General features: G+C 46.2%; 20 protein-coding genes and 1 riboswitch. All 20 genes read left to right on the plus strand.

Features of this window, described 5'->3' with window-relative positions:
* The first annotated feature begins 1055 nt into the window (after positions 1-1055).
* Positions 1056-1814 carry a stage II sporulation protein R gene (spoIIR, locus tag ASD40_RS13100; protein WP_057303719.1) on the plus strand — a complete coding sequence of 253 codons (759 nt, stop codon included), beginning with the start codon at positions 1056-1058 and terminating at the stop codon, positions 1812-1814.
* 62 nt (positions 1815-1876) lie between these two features.
* Positions 1877-2950 (plus strand): L-threonylcarbamoyladenylate synthase, encoded by a 1074-nt coding sequence (locus tag ASD40_RS13105; RefSeq protein WP_057303720.1) that lies wholly within the window; start codon positions 1877-1879, stop codon positions 2948-2950.
* Between the two features lie 64 nt (positions 2951-3014).
* Positions 3015-3575 (plus strand): manganese efflux pump MntP, encoded by a 561-nt coding sequence (locus tag ASD40_RS13110; protein WP_057303721.1) that lies wholly within the window; start codon positions 3015-3017, stop codon positions 3573-3575.
* A 56-nt stretch (positions 3576-3631) separates the two neighbouring features.
* Positions 3632-4225 carry a low molecular weight protein arginine phosphatase gene (locus ASD40_RS13115; protein ID WP_057303722.1) on the plus strand — a complete coding sequence of 198 codons (594 nt, stop codon included), beginning with the start codon at positions 3632-3634 and terminating at the stop codon, positions 4223-4225.
* Positions 4226-4301: 76 nt separating this feature from the next.
* Positions 4302-4382: riboswitch (ZMP/ZTP riboswitch) on the plus strand.
* Between the two features lie 103 nt (positions 4383-4485).
* On the plus strand, positions 4486-4944 hold the full coding sequence (rpiB, locus tag ASD40_RS13120; protein WP_057303723.1) for a ribose 5-phosphate isomerase B: 459 nt from the start codon (positions 4486-4488) through the stop codon (positions 4942-4944).
* A gap of 40 nt (positions 4945-4984) precedes the next feature.
* Positions 4985-5590: a TIGR01440 family protein gene (locus tag ASD40_RS13125; RefSeq protein ID WP_057303724.1), complete on the plus strand. Its 606-nt coding sequence runs from the start codon at positions 4985-4987 to the stop codon at positions 5588-5590.
* Positions 5591-5649: 59 nt separating this feature from the next.
* The gene (gene glyA, locus ASD40_RS13130; RefSeq protein ID WP_057303725.1) at positions 5650-6900 is read left to right on the plus strand and encodes a serine hydroxymethyltransferase; all 1251 of its coding nucleotides are present in this window, start codon (positions 5650-5652) and stop codon (positions 6898-6900) included.
* A gap of 139 nt (positions 6901-7039) precedes the next feature.
* On the plus strand, positions 7040-8863 hold the full coding sequence (locus ASD40_RS13135) for an ABC transporter substrate-binding protein (RefSeq protein WP_057303726.1): 1824 nt from the start codon (positions 7040-7042) through the stop codon (positions 8861-8863).
* Positions 8864-9067: 204 nt separating this feature from the next.
* On the plus strand, positions 9068-9697 hold the full coding sequence (gene upp / locus ASD40_RS13140; RefSeq protein WP_057303727.1) for a uracil phosphoribosyltransferase: 630 nt from the start codon (positions 9068-9070) through the stop codon (positions 9695-9697).
* Positions 9698-9750: 53 nt separating this feature from the next.
* Positions 9751-10887: a non-hydrolyzing UDP-N-acetylglucosamine 2-epimerase gene (wecB, locus tag ASD40_RS13145; RefSeq protein ID WP_057303728.1), complete on the plus strand. Its 1137-nt coding sequence runs from the start codon at positions 9751-9753 to the stop codon at positions 10885-10887.
* 223 nt (positions 10888-11110) lie between these two features.
* Entirely contained in the window at positions 11111-11332 is a 222-nt protein-coding gene (locus tag ASD40_RS13150) for an AtpZ/AtpI family protein (protein WP_057303729.1), read from the plus strand.
* Complete coding sequence (locus tag ASD40_RS13155; protein ID WP_235549246.1) at positions 11329-11712, plus strand: ATP synthase subunit I; 384 nt, start codon at positions 11329-11331, stop codon at positions 11710-11712. Before ASD40_RS13150 ends, ASD40_RS13155 begins: the two co-directional genes overlap by 4 nt.
* A gap of 24 nt (positions 11713-11736) precedes the next feature.
* Entirely contained in the window at positions 11737-12444 is a 708-nt protein-coding gene (gene atpB / locus ASD40_RS13160; RefSeq protein WP_235549247.1) for a F0F1 ATP synthase subunit A, read from the plus strand.
* Positions 12445-12522: 78 nt separating this feature from the next.
* Positions 12523-12747: a F0F1 ATP synthase subunit C gene (atpE, locus tag ASD40_RS13165; protein ID WP_028556930.1), complete on the plus strand. Its 225-nt coding sequence runs from the start codon at positions 12523-12525 to the stop codon at positions 12745-12747.
* 78 nt (positions 12748-12825) lie between these two features.
* Positions 12826-13311 (plus strand): F0F1 ATP synthase subunit B, encoded by a 486-nt coding sequence (atpF, locus tag ASD40_RS13170; protein ID WP_057303731.1) that lies wholly within the window; start codon positions 12826-12828, stop codon positions 13309-13311.
* On the plus strand, positions 13308-13841 hold the full coding sequence (locus ASD40_RS13175; protein WP_057303732.1) for a F0F1 ATP synthase subunit delta: 534 nt from the start codon (positions 13308-13310) through the stop codon (positions 13839-13841). Before atpF ends, ASD40_RS13175 begins: the two co-directional genes overlap by 4 nt.
* Before the next feature lie 32 nt (positions 13842-13873).
* Positions 13874-15388 (plus strand): F0F1 ATP synthase subunit alpha, encoded by a 1515-nt coding sequence (atpA, locus tag ASD40_RS13180; protein ID WP_057303733.1) that lies wholly within the window; start codon positions 13874-13876, stop codon positions 15386-15388.
* 127 nt (positions 15389-15515) lie between these two features.
* Positions 15516-16373, plus strand: coding sequence for an ATP synthase F1 subunit gamma (atpG, locus tag ASD40_RS13185; protein ID WP_057303734.1), 858 nt, complete (start codon positions 15516-15518; stop codon positions 16371-16373).
* A 48-nt stretch (positions 16374-16421) separates the two neighbouring features.
* A complete protein-coding gene (atpD, locus tag ASD40_RS13190; protein WP_057303735.1) occupies positions 16422-17819 on the plus strand; it encodes a F0F1 ATP synthase subunit beta in 1398 nt (465 codons plus the stop codon).
* A gap of 40 nt (positions 17820-17859) precedes the next feature.
* Positions 17860-18264, plus strand: coding sequence for a F0F1 ATP synthase subunit epsilon (locus tag ASD40_RS13195; protein WP_057303736.1), 405 nt, complete (start codon positions 17860-17862; stop codon positions 18262-18264).
* The last annotated feature ends 88 nt before the right edge of the window (positions 18265-18352 follow it).

Below are 18352 nucleotides of genomic sequence, written 5' to 3' on the forward strand. Positions count from 1 at the left end.
CAGAGAAATTGGTGTCTGTTAAGAGTGTTTTTCATCGCTACAGCAACTTGTATGAATTGAAGACTCACTATAGCGATGTTTTTCACTCTTACAGACAAGTTATCAGGTTGTTTCGGAGAAATTGGTGTCTGCTAAGAGTGTTTTTCATCGCTACAGCTACTTGTATGAGTTGAAGAGTCACTTTAGCGATGTTTTTCACTCTTACACACAAGCTATCAGGTTGTTTTGGAGGAATTGATGTCTACTAAGAGTGTTTTTCATCGCTACAGCTACTTGTATGAGTTGAAGAGTCACAATAGCGATGTTTTTCACTCTTACAGACAAGGTATCAGGTTGTTTTGGAGGAATTGGTATCTGTTTAAGAGTGTTTTTCATCGCTAAATTTACTTATATGAGCAGAAGAGTCACTTTAACGATGTTTTTCACTCTTACAGACAAGGTATCAGCTTGTTTCGGAGAAATTGGTGTCTGCTAAGAGTGTTTTTCATCGCTACAGCTACTTGTATGAGTTGAAGAGTCACTATAGCGATGTTTTTCACTCTTACAGACAAGGTATCAGCTTGTTTCGGAGGAATTGGTGTCTGCTAAGAGTGTTTTTCATCGCTACAGCTACTTGTATGAATTGAAGAGTCACTATAGCGATGTTTTTCACTCTTACAGACAAGCTATCAGGTTGTTTTGGAGAAATTGGTGTCTGCTAAGAGTGTTTTTCATCGCTACAGCTACTTATTTGAGTAGATGAGTCACTTTAACGATATTTTTCACTCTTACAGACAAGCTATCAGGTTGTTTTGGAGGAATTGGCGTATGTTTAAGAGTGTTTTTCATCGCTACAGCTACTTATATGAGCAGGAGAGTCACTTTAACGATGTTTTTCTCCCTTAAACCCATCTCCTCCAACCAAATGCCACCTCTTTCCGCCACCCAACTTCCATTGAACTCCCTCCAATTCCAACTCTATCAATTTTCGAAAATTTAAATAGATTACTAGGTTTAGCTCCTCTTCTTATTGCCCATACTGGCTAGTAGAAGCGAAGGGAAAGGGGCTTTTCCTCATGGTTAAGAGAACTAATCGTCAATCTTATAAATCTTTATTATTAGTAGCTTTTGCACTTATTGTTATGATAACTTGTTGGGAATCGAATCGTACAAATGCGGCGGTTATTTCGCCTACGATACCGGAAGAATCAATTCGTTTACGTATTCTAGCAAATTCGGATTCGCCGCAGGATCAAGCATTGAAACGCGAGATTCGTGATGCTATTATTGCTCGTATGCAGGAGTGGGTCGTTGGACCACAAACGCTGGATGACGCAAGGGCCGTAGTAAAAGCCCATTTGTCCGAGTTTGATATCCTTGTTGGACAAATGATTGAAGCACGTGGCTACAGCTATTCACATACCGTTGAGCTTGGTAAAGTCCCTTTTCCAACGAAAATGTACGGAAATGAAGTGTACCCAGCGGGTGAGTATGAAGCGCTGCGTGTGACGATTGGTACGGGGGAAGGTCAGAACTGGTGGTGTGTGTTGTTTCCGCCATTATGTTTCGTGGATTCCTTATCCGGAGAAGCGGTAGCATCAGCTGCTGTTGTAGCAAAAACGGAGGGTGATGGGAAGGTGCAATCCACTCCTACACCTGCAACGAAAGTCAGTAAAGCTGCTTCAACAGTAAAATCCGACAAGTCTAATCCTGTCGTTAAAGACAGTAAAGCTACACAAGAGGAAGAAAAAACGGAATCCGTTGATGCAAAGCAGCCACAAGTTAAGTTTTTTATTTGGGAAATGGTGAAGAAGATTGTATCGTGGTTCAGCTAAGAAAATTCACCCCGTATGTGTTTGTTTGAGGATCAGAATTTTATTTGAAGTTAGGATGATAGATGATCGTGACAAAATACTGGAAAGTGGATCAGGGGAAAGGGACCGAGATAAGTGGCTATTTGGCTGAAGCAGCCCTGCTTCTCCAAAGTGGTCAAACAGTAGCTTTTCCTACAGAGACAGTATATGGTCTTGGGGCAGATGCTACGAATACGGCAGCGGTTGAAGGGATTTTCACAGCAAAAGGTCGGCCTTCGGATAACCCCCTCATTGTCCATATTGCCGATGTCGAACAGCTTTCAAGTTTAATTCTTTCTGATCGTGTAACGGCGGATCATCGCCAGCTTATGGAGGTTTTCTGGCCGGGTCCTCTTACCATTGTGCTGCCTGTGAAAACAGGTGGCATTTCGCCGTTAGTTACCGCTGGTCTGAAGACTGTGGGTGTGCGAATTCCGGATCATCCCGTGGCTTTGCAGCTTCTTCGTGAAGCGGGACTTCCCATAGCCGCGCCGAGTGCCAATAGCTCAGGCAGACCTAGTCCAACACTCGCCTCTCATGTCAGAGATGATTTGGATGGTCGGATTGGCGGGATCGTAGATGGTGGTGCAACGGGAGTTGGTGTCGAGTCGACTGTGATCGAGCTTGTAAATGGTGAGCTGTACATTTTGCGTCCCGGTGGTGTTACGGCAGAGCAGCTGCAATCGGCACTGCCTACTATTCGGATTCATGAGCCAGAGCGGGAAGAGGTACAAGATTCCGAAACACCGCGTGCTCCTGGGATGAAGTACACACATTACGCACCAAAAGGATTTATGCATATCGTTCAAGGTGGAGATACAGAAGCTGTTGCTGAATGGATCCAAAACGATCTTGATGCAGCTAAGGCACGTGGTGAGTCAACGGGTGTTCTTACTTTTGAGGAGAGAGCCTCTCGTTTCCATGCTGATTTGGTTATTGCCTGCGGATCGTTATTGCAACCGGAAACAATCGCTCAGGATCTTTATGCTGCGTTAAGGCAATTTGATCAAGAAGGCATTCAATATATTGCTGCAGAGGGCTGTCCAGAAACGGGGATTGGCCTTGCGGTTATGAATCGACTTCGTAAAGCAGCCGGTCATCGGCTTGTACGTGTTTAGCTAGCATGATTCCCTGTTTGTCCGCATATCTTGAGAGAGAAACGTGGACAAGGGGGATAGTGCTATGCTCGCATCTGGGGTGGAGTTTGGGCAGCTGGTAACAATTATTATTATGGCGATTGCTTTAGGCCTGGATGCTTTTTCCTTAGGGATTGGCATAGGGATGAAGGGTATTCGTTTGATTGATATTATGAAAATTAGCTTCGTGATTGGTATATTTCACGTTCTCATGCCTTTGATGGGTATGTTTATGGGGCAATATGTTTCATTGCTGCTCGGGAATGTCGCTACAGCGGCTGGGGGATGTTTACTCATTCTTTTGGGATCGCATATGGTGTATAGTTCGATTCGTGGAGAAGAAGCAACTTCATTTGATCATAGGTCAGCTTGGGGATTAACGATCTTCTCACTTAGTGTCAGTATTGATTCATTCTCTGTTGGTGTATCCCTAGGTATGTTTGCTACAGACATCGTGTTGACGGTGCTGATATTTGGTTTGTTTGGAGGCTTGCTATCTATTGCAGGTTTATTGATTGGTAGGCGGGTAAGCGGCTGGGTAGGCGAGTATGGTGAGGCGTTTGGCGGGCTAATTTTGCTCACCTTTGGGATCAAGTTTTTACTGTGATACAATAGAGTATAGAAAGTTTTCATCTTAGCTCATGCTTACGATTAGGAGGGATCATGTTGCGAATTCTATTTGTTTGTACAGGAAATACGTGCCGCAGTCCATTAGCAGAAGGTTTGCTGCGTATCAGAGTGCACCAAGAAGGGCTTGCGGCGGAGGTTCGTTCAGCAGGGGTATCCGCGGTAACAGGCGGTCCAATTTCCCGAAATAGTGCATCGCTTTTACAGGAAGCGGGATTCAAGGAGCCTATTAGTTCTTTGGCGATCCAAGAGTCTGAAGTGAATTGGGCTGATCTCATTTTGACGATGACGATGGGGCATAAGCGTACGGTTATCCAGCGGTTTCCGGATGCGATTGAGAAGACTTTTACGCTCAAAGAGTACGTAGAGGATGACGCTCATATTTTACAGGCGATTGAGGAAAGGGAGCAGCTCGTTACGGAGCTTCAGCTCAAACAGGCTCTTTCACAAGCAGTTTCTGTAGAAGAAAGAAACCGCATTTTTAAGCTTGAACATGCGATTCCTGACTTTGATATTTCTGACCCGTTCGGAGGTTCCATAGAGATTTACCGACAAACGGCTGAGGAAATCAGCGGGAGTTTAGATAAATTGGTTCAGAAAATACGTGCACGAAATGAAGGCTCCAAATAACCCAGGTTCTAGATATACGAATTGCGGATACATCTTTACACATGGGGTAGAATGCGATAAAATAGAGATGTCAATCAAGACTCAATGTAACTGGCGACGAGTGGGAGTAACCACAATGGAGCATTGAGCTATACGGCCGGTCGCCTGGGCAAAAGAGCAATGCGCGTTTTCTAGCGTGTCCGCTCTTTTTTTCGTTTTCTGGTGAGCTTTGGGATATAATAGGATGGTCGAATTCGAACAAGCAAAGGAGCGTTCTATTCATGAAAATTGCCTTAGGTGCGGATCATGCAGGCTATCGTTTGAAAGATGTTATCATTCCTTTTATTGAGTCATTAGGTCACCAAGTCGTCGATTATGGCTGCAGCTGTGCAGATTCGGTCGATTATCCCGACTATGCACTTAAAGTTTGTGAACAAGTGGTATCAGGCGAAGCTGACAAAGGTATTTTGATTTGCGGAACGGGTATCGGGATGTCGATTGCCGCGAATAAAGTTCCGGGCATCCGTTGTGCACTCGTACATGATCTATTCTCAGCAAAAGCGACGCGTGAGCACAATGATACGAACGTACTAGCCTTAGGTGAACGTGTTATTGGACCTGGTGTAGCTGAGGAAATCGTGAAAATCTGGCTCGAAACCGAGTTTTCCCAAGGTGTTCGTCACCAGAATCGCATTAACAAAGTGCAAAGTATCGAAGACCGTTTCACACTGCACCCATAGAATATTTCCTATCGGAAAATTCCAGAAACGAGGGATCATGATGACAGATTCCATTCTTTCTAATGTTGCCGAGGCTTTGGAAACAAATCTTCGGGAATTGGTCAAAGTCGGCAATCTCAGATCGGGTCAAATTCTGATTATCGGGACAAGCACGAGTGAAATTCTCGGGCATAGGATCGGTACATCAGGAACGCTGGATGCCGCCAAGCCGATCTTTGAAACGGCGCAGAGCATAAGCCACGAGTTCGGGCTGCACTTAGCCTTTCAATGCTGCGAGCATTTGAACCGTGCAATCGTTATTGAGGAAGAGCTGCTATTGCATTCGCCTCAGCTTGAGCCTGTCTCTGTCATTCCGGTGCCAAAGGCCGGAGGTTCGATGGCCTCCTATGCGTACCGCCATTTCGCGAAGCCGGTCGTTGTCGAGACGATTCAGGCACATGCCGGAATCGATATTGGCAGCACGCTTATTGGGATGCATTTGCGCCGAGTAGCTGTGCCGGCAAGGCCGCCGGTCCGAAACATTGGCCATGCCTATGTGACGATGGCTTTTACCCGGCCTAAGTTGATTGGCGGTACAAGAGCTGTTTACCTACCTGATGAAGCGGAACAACTCTATCAAACAGCCGCACCCGATGCGGATTGTTAGCCATTACCTCTATGAATAAAGACTTAACAAATAAGACTACCCTGTAGGAGGAATTTAAAATGACAAACTTTTTGAGCAAACAAGATCCAAAAATTGTAGAAGCGATGAACCTTGAGCTTGCCCGTCAACGTGACAAAATCGAGCTTATTGCATCCGAAAACATCGTTAGCCAAGCTGTTCTTGAAGCTATGGGTACAGTACTAACGAACAAATATGCTGAAGGTTACCCTGGTAAAAGATACTATGGCGGCTGCGAGTACGTAGACATCGTAGAAGATATCGCTCGCGATCGTGCAAAAGAGCTTTTCGGTGCTGAGCACGCGAACGTTCAACCGCATTCCGGCGCACAAGCCAATATGGCTGTTTACCTGGCAGCTCTAAACCCTGGAGATACGGTACTGGGTATGAACCTGGCACATGGTGGTCACTTAACGCACGGTAGTCCAGTGAATGCTTCCGGTATTCTCTACAACTTCGTTGCTTATGGCGTAAGCGAAAAAGATTTCCGTATTGATTACGACGATGTTCGTAAAGCTGCGTTCAAACACAAGCCTCGCATGCTCGTAGCTGGCGCAAGTGCTTACCCGCGCACGATTGATTTCGAAGCTTTGGCTTCCATCGCAAATGATGTAGGCGCGCTGTTCTTCGTCGATATGGCGCATATCGCGGGTCTTGTTGCTGCTGGTTTGCATCCGAACCCAGTGCCGCACGCACATTTCGTAACGACAACAACGCACAAAACGCTTCGCGGTCCTCGCGGCGGTATGATTCTTACGCGCAAAGCTTGGGCAGCAGCGATCGATAAAGCCGTTTTCCCTGGTACTCAAGGTGGTCCTTTGATGCACACTATCGCAGCTAAAGCTGTTTCCTTCGGTGAAGCTCTGCAACCAGATTTCAAAACATATGGACAAAACGTGATCAACAATGCCCAAGCATTGGCGACTGCTTTAACAGCTGAAGGGATTAACCTTGTTTCCGGCGGTACGGATAACCACTTGATGCTGATCGATTTGCGCAACTTGAACATTTCGGGTAAAGACGCTGAACACGTTCTAGACGAAATTGGCATTACTGCAAACAAAAACGCGATTCCTTTTGACCCAACAAGCCCGTTCATCACTAGCGGTATCCGTCTAGGTACACCGGCTGTAACATCCCGCGGTATGAATGAAGAAGCGATGAAAACAATCGCGAAAGTAATTGGACTTACCCTGAAAAACCCGAAAGATGAAGCTGTTCTTGAGAAAGCACGCGGTTTAGTGAAGGACCTGACAGCGCAATATCCGCTTTACCCAGGTTTAACTTACTAATTCTGATTTAAAAATATGTTCTGGCCGGCTCTCTGGAGTCGGCTTTTTTTTCATCCCTTTATCCGTCCAAGGACTGTTGACGAAAGTATGGGGGCAGACCTATACTTCTTGGTAATTCGTGTAAAAGGAGGTTGCATCCATGCAGCTTGTTTTACAGTACGTGCAGTTGAAAACAACCATGATGCGGGTTCACAATTTTCAACAAACCGATATGGATGTGCCCGTGTCCGTTGAAGAAATAGCCGGTTACCTGTATTGTACGGAACGAAATGTGAAGATATTGATTCGCAAGATGGTTGAGATGGCATGGATTTCCTGGACACCGGGTCGCGGGCGCGGCAATCGTTCTACGATTCGGTTTCTGGCTTCGGTCGAAGATCTTTTGTTTGCGGAAGCGAAATTGCATGTTGAACAGGGGAATTTGAACAGCGCAATGAGTTTGTTTCAAATTGAAGGATTGGATTCCGGAGTCATGGATCGATTCTTAGCTTGGTTAGGAAGTTACTTTGGGTATAGAGGGACCCTTGAGTCTGGCGATACTGAAACCCTTCGATTGCCGATGCAGATGAGAGTTTTGACCCTAGACCCTGTAGATGTGCTCTTCTCAGGCGATCTCCATTTGGTAAAACAGGCTTTCGATACGCTGATCTATTTTGATCCTGCATGCGGCAGCTTAGAGCCAGGTTTGGCGCATGACTGGGAATGCAATGAAGATGCAACAATCTGGACTTTTTATTTGCGTAAGCGAGTACGATTCCATCATGGTCGAGAGATGACTTCGGCAGATGCGGTCTTTTCGCTTAATCGGGTGCGTACGCTCGGCACGGAAGACTCTCCAAACCGGTGGCTGCTGGAATCCGTCAGAGATATCCGCGCAGTGGATCGGCTGACCGTTAGAGTCGAGTTGAAAGCGCCGAATTATATGTTTCCTCATTACGTAAGTTCCTTTCAAGCCGCGATCGTACCGGCTGATGTGTACAGCGCTCAGAAAGTAAGCGATCCAGGCATGCTACCCGTCGGGACGGGTCCGTTCCGGATTACGAGGTATGATGAGGGGGGCGTCACATTCGAAGCGTTCGAGGATTATTACCGGGAGTCCGCCCACCTAGATCGTATCGAACTGCTTTGCGTTCCGGAAATGGTGAGTGAGCGAAGGTGGCAGCAGCTAAACTTCCAAATGGGTAAGCTCAGCCATTCTAAACAGCCGGCACCCGCGCATTGGTGCAAAAAAGAAATCATGATGCTGGGTTCTAGCATGCTGGTCTTTAATTTACGAAAGGGTGGGCCTCAGCAGGATATCCATTTTCGTCAAGCACTTCAGCTAGTACTTAATCGTAGCGGTATGATTAAGGAACTGGGGCTATATAATGCGATACCTGCCGCCGATTTCTTGCCGACCGATTCACCAATCGAATTGCCGGAAGATAACCAGCCTGAACGAGCTAGAGAATTACTGAATCAATGCGGATATGAAGGCCAGCCGATAACGATGATTTTCACTCCAAAAAACCGTGCCCTAGCTGAATGGGTTCATGCTCGATGCCTCGACATCGGAATACAGGTAGCTCTACAGGAATATTCTTTTGAGGAAATGTCCAAGGTGGATAAGATGCAATGTGCAGATATTATTGTCGGCGGGGTTGTCGCAGATGACGATGAGGCCCGTTGTCTGATTGAGATGTATAAGATAGGCAACTTAGCGCTGCGCGTATACGCGACCGATGAGCAGCGCAGAACGTTCGATGAAACCATTGCCTCAATCGAAGCAGAGCCAGACAGTCAGGTACGTTTACAACGAATCCGCTCGATGCAAGGATTATTATCGCAAAACCAATCGGTCTTATTTCTTCTTCATACGACTCAACAATTAGTGTATAGCCCGCATCTTCAAGGTATTTCGTTCAATACGCTCGGTTGGTTCGATTTCAAGAGCATCTGGTTCTGCCCCGAAATCGTAGATTGAGCTGATCCTGTTATACCAAAACCGCTCGGATGAAAAATCCTAGTGGTTTTTTCGTGTAAAATGGATATTCACGGAAGCTTTGGTTTTACAGAGGATAAGTTGGATAACATATGATATAATGGACGAGGTTTGTCGAAGCATAACGCAGTTTGACGCAATCTTTTCGGGAAATACATATAAAACGCAGCTTATTAGGAGGAAATTATGGGGAAGTTATTTGTTTGTGATCATCCGCTAATTCAGCATAAGCTAACTTATATTCGGGATGAGAATACGAAAACGAAGGATTTTCGAGATCTCGTAGACGAGGTTGCGACTTTAATGGCCTATGAGATTACGAGAGATATTCCGCTTGAGCATGTACAGGTGAAAACGCCGGTGACTACAGCAGATTGCCGTATTATTTCTGGCAGAATGCTGGGACTCATTCCGATCCTGCGTGCAGGTCTGGGCATGGTCGATGGGATACTTAAGTTGATTCCGGCTGCCAAAGTTGGACATGTTGGCTTGTATCGTGATCCTGACACGCTTCAACCTGTCGAGTATTATGTGAAGCTGCCGACGGATGTTCTGGAGCGGGAGTTGATTGTTATTGACCCGATGCTGGCTACTGGCGGATCCGCGAATATGGCGATTGAAGTGCTCAAACGCAGAGGTTGTACGCAAATGAAGCTGATGTGCTTAATTGCAGCACCAGAGGGGATCAAAGCTGTTCAACAAGAGCATCCAGATGTCGATATTTACGTAGCCGCAGTGGATGACTACCTGAATGATCATGGTTATATCGTACCGGGACTCGGTGATGCAGGAGATCGTCTGTTCGGCACTAAATAATTTGCTTACGAAGTCAGCTTTCTTACAGAAAGCTCTAAGGGGAGAAGAAACCGATGAAACGTTTAAAAGTCATTACGATCTTCGGAACAAGACCCGAAGCGATTAAGATGGCTCCGCTTATTTTGGAGCTGGAAAAGCATCCTGAACATATTGAGTCCCTTGTCTGTGTGACAGCTCAGCATCGACAAATGCTCGACCAAGTGCTGGATATTTTCAAAATTAAACCGGATTTCGACTTGAATGTCATGAAAGACCGTCAAACGCTGAATGAAATTACGATGCGTGTACTGCAAGGCTTGGAGCCTGTCTTTCAAGAAGCTAAGCCTGACCTGATTCTGGTACACGGCGATACGTTGACAACATTCCTTGCTAGCTATGCGGCATTCATGCAGCAAATTCAAGTGGGACATGTCGAGGCAGGTCTTCGTACGTGGAACAAAATGTCTCCTTACCCGGAGGAAATGAACCGTCAATTAACGGGCGTGCTAGCGGATTTACACTTTGCGCCAACACAGCAATCGGCTGACAATCTGCGCAAAGAAAATAAATCTGAATCCCAGATTTATGTGACGGGGAATACGGTTACGGATGTGTTTAAGTACACGGTACAAGAGAAATTTGAACACCCTGTATTGGAATGGGCAGCGGGCCGTAAGTTGATCTTGATGACGGCGCATCGCCGTGAATCGCAAGGCGAGCCTCATCGTCAAATCTTCCGTGCAGTGAAACGTATTGCCGATGAGTTCGAAGATATTGCGATCGTTTATCCTGTACATCTAAGTCCTGCAGTCAAGGAACCTGCACATGAGATCCTGGGCAATCATCCACGAATCAAGCTGGTAGACCCCTTTGACGTATTCGAGTTCCACAACTTCTATCCGCATGCCCATATGATCCTGACAGACTCTGGCGGTCTTCAAGAAGAAGCACCTTCTTTTGGTGTGCCGGTTCTAGTTCTGCGCGATACGACAGAACGTCCTGAGGGTATCCAAGCAGGTACGCTTGAACTCGTTGGAACGGATGAGGAAGTGGTCTATGAGCGGGCTCGCGCACTTCTAACAGATCCAGATTTATACAACAAAATGAGTCAAGCTGCCAACCCTTATGGGGATGGAAAATCGTCCGAACGCATCGTGCAAGCGATACTTTATCACTTTGGCAAGACCTCGGAGCGTCCGGAAGCATTCTAACCGTGACAAAATCATGACAAACGCTACAGCGTACAGTTCGACTGTTTGGTTTGGAAACTCGCAAACCCTAGAGCCGCAAGGCTCTGACGGGTTTTGTAGGAAGTCACAAATGAAGTTCCGTCAATTGACAAACCTTGCACTGCTTCGATACAATGAATGAGGATTCGTAGCACTATGTCTACGAGACGGGTTTTCCCATGCGGAAAGCTCTCAGGAGGATGCGATGAAACGGCAAAATCCCAATGATAATCCGTGGCGGGCAGTAGCGTTAACTAGTGCAATTGGCATTGACCTCGTGGTTTGTTTAGGAGCCGGTTATTTCTTCGGCGACTGGTTGAGTCACACACTAGGGGGACAGTTCTGGTTGTTAGGCGGGTTCCTGCTTGGGCTTGTAACCGGAATCATTAGCATTTACTTCATGATTAAGCATTACGGAGGGCTATGATGGATGACTTTTCAGCCACTCTGAAAACGGTTCAAAATGTGTTTCTTTTCTTTTTATCCTTTTGTTTGGCTGCATGGGCGCTTTTTGTCGATTACCGGGTTTATTTTGCCGGTCTTATGCTTGGATCTGTTGCGAGCATGATCAATGCAAGGTTTTTAGCCTGGAAAATCAACAAGTTGGCAGCAGCTGCGATAGAGCAGAAAGGGCGCAAGGTGACCCTAGGTTTTCTGACAAGAGCAGCAATCGCTGGCTTCGTAGGACTGGTTGCCGTTCGGTATCCCGAACAAGTCGCATTAACGACGACGATCGTTGGATACTTTTTTGCTCAATTGGCAACACTCGTACTGGGTATTCTTTCTATTAGAAAGTCAAAGAAGTAATTCCATTCGATGAAAGGGGTGAAAATGGAAAACATGGAACATCACGTACCAGAGTTTGAGTGGTTAGGTATTCATTTCGACGCATCTGCACTCATGATGATCGGAATTACCACACTTATCGTGCTTATCCTTGCGATCGCAGGGGCCAGCCGAGCATCCGTAACGAATCCTTCGAAATTGCAAAACTTCATGGAATGGACGATTGAGTTTGTAGAAGGCATTATCGGAAGCACGATTGGATCCAAACACGGTAAAGGTTTTATCGCACTAGGTCTTACGCTCATTATGTATATCTTTATCGGCAACATGCTTGGTCTCCCTTTCTCGATTGTGACAGAAGATCACGTGTCATGGTGGAAATCGCCAACAGCTGATATCGCAGTAACAGGAGCACTAACGGTTATCGTTATCGTACTAAGTCACTACTTAGGAATAACGCGTAACACGAAGCATTACTTCGCACATTACTTTGAGTACAAAGGGGCAATGTTGATCCTTCATTTAATTGAAGTCGTATCAAAGCCGCTTACGCTCGCTTTCCGTCTTTACGGTAACATTTACGCAGGTGAAATTATGATATCTGTCATCATCGGAGCAGGTTGGTTTGGAATTGCGCCTCTCTTTGTATGGCAGGGCTTCAGTGTGTTCGTAGGTGCTATTCAAGCCTTCGTATTCACGATGCTAACAATGGTTTACATCTCACAAACGTTGATTCACGAAGAAGAGCATTAAGAGTAAGACTTACCTCGGGAAGTCTCGAGTCACTTATAAAACAACAAAAACCTAAGAGTTTAAGGGAGGATTTTATCAATGGGAGCAATAGCATTAGTAGCAGCAGGTATCGTATTCGGTTTGGGAGCACTAGGTGCAGGTATTGGTAACGGTTTGATCGTAGGTCGCGCTTTGGAAGGTATTTCTCGTCAACCAGAACTTCGTGGTACGCTTCAAACAACCATGTTTATCGGGGTAGGTCTAGTTGAGGCAATGCCGGTCGTTGCATTGGTTCTTGCGTTCATCTTTATGGGAAAAGCTTAAGAAACCGCTTGGCGTTGATGGCCGTAGTCGCCACCACGCCTTCGTTTTGCCCATGTTATCAGAAGGGAGTGACGTTACTTGCATATTGAATGGTCCACATTTTGGATACAACTTATCGCGTTCTTAATTTTATATTTGTTGCTTTCTAAATTTGCGTTCGGTCCTCTGTTCGGCATGATGGAGAAACGCAGACAATTGGTGAAAGACCAAATTCAAACAGCTGAAACTAGCCGCAAGCAGGCAGAGCAACTGTTGGAGGAACAAAAGCAAGCGCTACAACAAACTCGTAAGGAAGCTTACGACATCATTGAGCAAGCGAAGCACACAGGCTCCAAGCAAGCTGATGATATTATTCACGCAGCTAGTGCAGAAGCAAGTCGTCTGAAAGACGAAGCGCTGAAAGATATCGAAAATGAGAAGAACAAAGCGGTTGCCGCTCTTCGCAGCCAAGTAGGCGCGATGTCCGTTCTGATCGCATCCAAAATTATTGAGAAACAAATCGACGAAAAGTCACAAGAAGAACTTGTTGAGCATTACCTCAAAGAGGTAGGAGGCAACGTATGAGTGACATCGTCGTAGCGAAGCGTTATGCCAAGGCTTTATTCGAAGTAGCGAAGGAAAAGAATATTATTTCCCAAGTTGAAGATGAGCTTAAATCTGTAGCTAGTGCGATTAGGGATAATGCAGACTTGCAGAAGTTCCTGAACCATCCGAACATCGGGAATTCCGCTAAAACGGACCTGCTGAAGCAGATTTTCGAAGGCAAAGTTTCCGAACCGGTGTGGAACACGCTGCTTGTCTTGATTGATAAAGGTAGACAGTCGATTCTTTCCGCTTTGGCGAGTGACTATACCAAGGTTGCGAATGAGGCGCTCGGATTAGCGAGTGCTACCGTTTACTCCGCATACGTACTTTCGGATGCGCAGCAAGCTGAGATTGCTTCACATTTCAGTAAAGTAACAGGTAAAACGATCCGTGTTTCGTCTGTGGTTGAGCCTAAACTGCTCGGCGGCATTCAAGTGCGTATCGGTGATCGTTTATATGATGGAAGCTTGGCAGGCAAACTTGATCGTTTGGCCAAAGCGTTAGTTTAATATAAGCACTGTAAGAATAGGGGTGAAGTTCGTTGAGTATCAAACCTGAAGAAATCAGCTCATTGATTAAACAACAGATTGAAAACTATAATTCCGATATCCAAGTAGTTGATGTAGGTACAGTCATTCAAGTAGGTGACGGTATTGCTCGTGCTCACGGCTTGGAAAACGTTATGGCAGGCGAGCTGCTTGAGTTCCCAAGCGGTGTACTAGGCTATGCTTTTAACCTTGAGGAAAGCAACGTAGGTATCGTTATTCTTGGACCTTACAAAGATATTCGTGAAGGTGATCAAGTTAAACGTACGGGACGTATCATGGAAGTTCCAGTTGGTGAAGAGCTTCTAGGTCGTGTAGTTAACTCTTTGGGTCAACCTGTCGATGGCAGAGGTCCAATTAATACAACAGCGTTCCGCCCTGTAGAGAACATGGCTCCAGGTGTAATGGCTCGTAAATCCGTACATGAACCAATGCAAACAGGTATTAAAGCGATTGACGCGATGGTACCAGTTGGCCGTGGCCAACGTGAGTTGATCATTGGAGACCGTCAAACAGGTAAAACGGCGATTGCGATCGACGCAATCATCAACCAAAAAGGCAATGGCGTGAAATGTATCTACGTTGCTATCGGTCAAAAACAATCCACAGTTGTTGGTGTTGTTGAAACCCTTCGTGCTGCTGGCGCGCTTGACTATACAATCGTTGTAACAGCTTCCGCTTCCGAGCCTTCACCGATGCTATGGTTAGCACCATACTCCGGTTGTGCTATGGCTGAGTACTTCATGTACAAAGGCGAGCACGTCCTTATCGTATACGATGACTTGTCCAAACAAGCTGCCGCATACCGTGAGTTGTCCCTCTTGCTTCGTCGTCCACCAGGTCGTGAAGCTTATCCAGGTGACGTATTCTACTTGCACTCCCGTTTGCTGGAGCGTGCTGCGAAATTGAATGATGAGCTTGGCGGTGGTTCCATTACGGCACTTCCATTCATCGAGACACAAGCAGGCGACATCTCCGCTTACATTCCGACGAACGTAATTTCCATCACAGATGGTCAAATCTTCTTGGAATCCGACTTGTTCTACTCCGGTCAGCGCCCAGCGGTTAACGTTGGTAACTCTGTATCCCGTGTAGGGGGCTCCGCTCAAACGAAAGCGATGAAAAAAGTTGCCGGTACACTTCGTGTTGACTTGGCACAATATCGTGAGCTTGCGGCGTTCGCAGCATTCGGATCCGATTTGGATAGAGCTACGAAAGCACGTTTGGATCGTGGGGTTCGTACCCTTGAAATCTTGAAACAAGGCGTTCATCAGCCGATGTCTTTGGAAAAGCAAGTTGCTTCCCTTTACACGGTTGTAAAAGGTCATGTGGATGATATTCCAGTACAAGATGTAACGCGTTTTGAAGCTCAATTCTTGGCTTTCTTGGAATCTAACCGTCCTGAAGTTCTGCATAGCATTCGTGATACGAAAGATATTACTGCGGATAACGATAAAGCATTGGTTGATGCAATCAATACATTTAAAAAGAGCTTTGCAGTTTCTGAATAAATCATGATGGCAGAGCTTCCTGTTGAAGTGAAGCTCTCCCTACCATGTGTATCCTGGGCAGGCGGACGCCTGAATTCAGGTCTTCGAATGAAGGCTTTTCTAAGCCTCAAAAGAGAGGTGAGCAGGTATGGCAAAAGGAATGCGCGAGATTAAGCGCCAAATCAAATCCACACAAAGCACGAAGCAAATCACTAGAGCAATGGAAATGGTTGCAGCAGCGAACTTACGTAGAGCGCAGCAATCAGCGGAAGCGGCACGTCCGTACTCCGAGAAATTGAAGGAAGTGGTTGCAAGCATTGCAGCTGGTACCAAAGGCGTAAAGCACCCGATGCTGCAATCACGTGAAGTGAAGAAAACGGCCTATTTGGTCATTACTTCCGACCGTGGTCTCGCTGGTGGTTACAACGCAAACGTGTTGCGTAAAGCAATGACTGAAATTCGTGAAAATCATAAATCAACAGCTGAGTACTCCGTCTTCGTAATTGGACGTAAAGGAAGCAATTTCTTCTCGAAACGAAATATTCCGATTGTTGAAGAAGTAACCGGAGTTCCGGATACGCCGAAATTCTCGGATATTAAGCCTGTTGCTACAGCAGCGGTCGCTAATTTCGTTAACGGTACGTATGACCAACTGTTCCTGATTTACAACAAGTTCCAAAATGCGATTACCCAAATTCCAACCATGATTCGTCTGCTTCCGATGGAAGATGTATCCGGCGTGGCTGCAGCTAGCTATGAGTATGAGCCGTCACCGGAAGGCGTTCTGGAAGTACTGCTCCCTAAATATGCTGAGACGCTTATTTACAGTGCTGTTCTGGAAGGTAAAGCAAGTGAGTTTGGCGCGAGAATGACAGCAATGAACTCTGCAACGAAGAATGCAACGAAGATGATCAGTAACTACACATTGGCTTACAATCGTGCACGCCAAGCTTCGATTACGCAAGAGATTTCGGAAATCGTCGCTGGAGCTAACGCGAACGCATAATGATAAAAGGTCTCGATGGAGACACAAGCTTTACTTAGGAGGGAAACCATGAGCAAAGGGCGCGTTGTGAATATTACAGGGCCCGTCGTCGACATTGAGTTCGAACGCGGACAACTCCCTGAAATTCTGAATGCAATCAAAATTGAAAGAACCGAAGGTGGACAATCCTCCACTATGACGGTTGAAGCGGCTGTTCACCTTGGTGACAACCTCGTACGTTGCGTAGCAATGTCCTCTACTGACGGACTTGTACGTGGTGCCGTAGCAACAGATACTGGCGCAGCGATTACTGTACCAGTTGGTGCAGCAACACTGGGTCGTGTATTTAACGTATTGGGTGATCCGATCGATGGTAACGAAACAGTTGACCGTACATTAACTAGCCCAATCCACAAAGAAGCTCCTGCATTCGACAACTTGTCGACAAAATCAGAGATTCTTGAAACAGGTATTAAAGTTATTGACCTTATGGCTCCTTACGCAAAAGGTGGTAAAATCGGTCTCTTCGGCGGAGCGGGTGTAGGTAAAACCGTTACGATGCAAGAGTTGATTCACAACATTGCGCAAGAGCACGGCGGTATCTCCGTATTTGCGGGTGTTGGTGAGCGTACTCGTGAAGGTAATGACCTTTATCACGAGATGAAAGACTCCGGCGTTATTGCAAAAACAGCGATGGTATTCGGTCAAATGAATGAGCCTCCAGGCGCGCGTCTTCGTGTAGCGTTGTCCGGCTTGACAATGGCTGAGTATTTCCGTGACGAAGAAGGTAAAGACGTTCTTCTGTTCATCGACAACATCTTCCGTTTCACACAAGCAGGTTCTGAAGTTTCCGCTTTGCTAGGCCGTATGCCTTCCGCGGTAGGTTACCAACCAACGCTTGCAACAGAAATGGGTCAATTGCAAGAGCGTATTACTTCCACGAAAAAAGGTTCCGTTACTTCCATTCAAGCGATTTACGTTCCTGCCGATGACTATACGGATCCGGCTCCTGCAACGGCTTTCGCTCACTTGGACGCAACAACGAACTTGGAGCGTAGTATCGCGGCTGCGGGTATCTTCCCAGCGGTAGATCCACTTGCATCATCTTCCCGTGTTTTGACACCAGAAATCGTTGGTGAAGAGCACTATAAAGTAGCACAAGGCGTTAAACAAATTCTTCAACGTTATAAAGAGCTTCTGGATATCATCGCAATCTTGGGTATGGATGAGTTGTCTGATGAGGACAAATTGGTCGTTACTCGTGCGCGTCGTCTTCGTCTGTTCTTGTCTCAGCCGCTTCACGTTGCTGAGCCGTTCAACGGATTCCCAGGCTTGTATGTACCAATGAAGGATACCGTGCGCAGCTTCAAAGAAGTACTTGAAGGTAAGCACGACAATCTTCCTGAAGTTGCCTTCCACAACGTGGGCACAATCGAGGATGCAATCGCGAAAGCTAAAACGCTGTAAGGTGCATGCTCTCTAAGTAAGTTTAGGAAGGAGAATCCAAGTGAGTACATTCCTACTGGAAATTGTTACACCGGAGCGCAAAGTGTACGCTGAACAAGTGAACATGGTTAGCGTGAAGGGTGTCGAAGGGGAGCTTGGAATTCTGCCGAATCACATTCCATTGGTCACTCCATTGCGAATTTCTCCAATTACTGTGAAGAAACAGGGCTCTAAAGACGAAATCATTGCAGTAAACGGCGGTTTCATGGAAGTGCGCAAGGATAAGGTGGTTATACTGGCGGAAAGCGCCGAGCTACCAGAACATATTGATATCGATCGTGCGAAAGCAGCGAAAGAACGTGCGGAGAAACGTCTTGCTGAAACGAAGCAAGATAACGTTGACTTCAAACGTGCGGAAGCCGCTCTTCAAAGAGCATTAAATCGTATCAATGTGTCCGGGAAATAATAGATGTTTGATGAAAAGCGGGGGAACTTTGGTTCCTCCGTTTTTTTTTCGAATAGGAAGATTAATAAAAGATATTTATGGAAAATCT

Origin of the sequence: Paenibacillus sp. Root444D2 (assembly GCF_001426375.1) — a bacterium.
Taxonomy (GTDB): domain Bacteria; phylum Bacillota; class Bacilli; order Paenibacillales; family NBRC-103111; genus Paenibacillus_E.

What these genes read in the sequence shown, in the direction of transcription:
- atpE (WP_028556930.1), top strand. Translation starts at nt 12,523, where the DNA reads ATGGGAGCAATAGCATTAGTAGCAGCAGGTATCGTATTCGGTTTGGGA.
- ASD40_RS13150 (WP_057303729.1), top strand. Translation starts at nt 11,111, where the DNA reads ATGAAACGGCAAAATCCCAATGATAATCCGTGGCGGGCAGTAGCGTTA.
- ASD40_RS13110 (WP_057303721.1), top strand. Translation starts at nt 3,015, where the DNA reads ATGCTCGCATCTGGGGTGGAGTTTGGGCAGCTGGTAACAATTATTATT.
- ASD40_RS13125 (WP_057303724.1), top strand. Translation starts at nt 4,985, where the DNA reads ATGACAGATTCCATTCTTTCTAATGTTGCCGAGGCTTTGGAAACAAAT.
- ASD40_RS13155 (WP_235549246.1), top strand. Translation starts at nt 11,329, where the DNA reads ATGATGGATGACTTTTCAGCCACTCTGAAAACGGTTCAAAATGTGTTT.
- atpB (WP_235549247.1), top strand. Translation starts at nt 11,737, where the DNA reads ATGGAAAACATGGAACATCACGTACCAGAGTTTGAGTGGTTAGGTATT.
- atpD (WP_057303735.1), top strand. Translation starts at nt 16,422, where the DNA reads ATGAGCAAAGGGCGCGTTGTGAATATTACAGGGCCCGTCGTCGACATT.
- ASD40_RS13135 (WP_057303726.1), top strand. Translation starts at nt 7,040, where the DNA reads ATGCAGCTTGTTTTACAGTACGTGCAGTTGAAAACAACCATGATGCGG.
- upp (WP_057303727.1), top strand. Translation starts at nt 9,068, where the DNA reads ATGGGGAAGTTATTTGTTTGTGATCATCCGCTAATTCAGCATAAGCTA.
- wecB (WP_057303728.1), top strand. Translation starts at nt 9,751, where the DNA reads ATGAAACGTTTAAAAGTCATTACGATCTTCGGAACAAGACCCGAAGCG.
- rpiB (WP_057303723.1), top strand. Translation starts at nt 4,486, where the DNA reads ATGAAAATTGCCTTAGGTGCGGATCATGCAGGCTATCGTTTGAAAGAT.
- glyA (WP_057303725.1), top strand. Translation starts at nt 5,650, where the DNA reads ATGACAAACTTTTTGAGCAAACAAGATCCAAAAATTGTAGAAGCGATG.
- ASD40_RS13175 (WP_057303732.1), top strand. Translation starts at nt 13,308, where the DNA reads ATGAGTGACATCGTCGTAGCGAAGCGTTATGCCAAGGCTTTATTCGAA.
- spoIIR (WP_057303719.1), top strand. Translation starts at nt 1,056, where the DNA reads ATGGTTAAGAGAACTAATCGTCAATCTTATAAATCTTTATTATTAGTA.
- ASD40_RS13115 (WP_057303722.1), top strand. Translation starts at nt 3,632, where the DNA reads ATGTTGCGAATTCTATTTGTTTGTACAGGAAATACGTGCCGCAGTCCA.
- atpG (WP_057303734.1), top strand. Translation starts at nt 15,516, where the DNA reads ATGGCAAAAGGAATGCGCGAGATTAAGCGCCAAATCAAATCCACACAA.
- ASD40_RS13105 (WP_057303720.1), top strand. Translation starts at nt 1,877, where the DNA reads ATGATCGTGACAAAATACTGGAAAGTGGATCAGGGGAAAGGGACCGAG.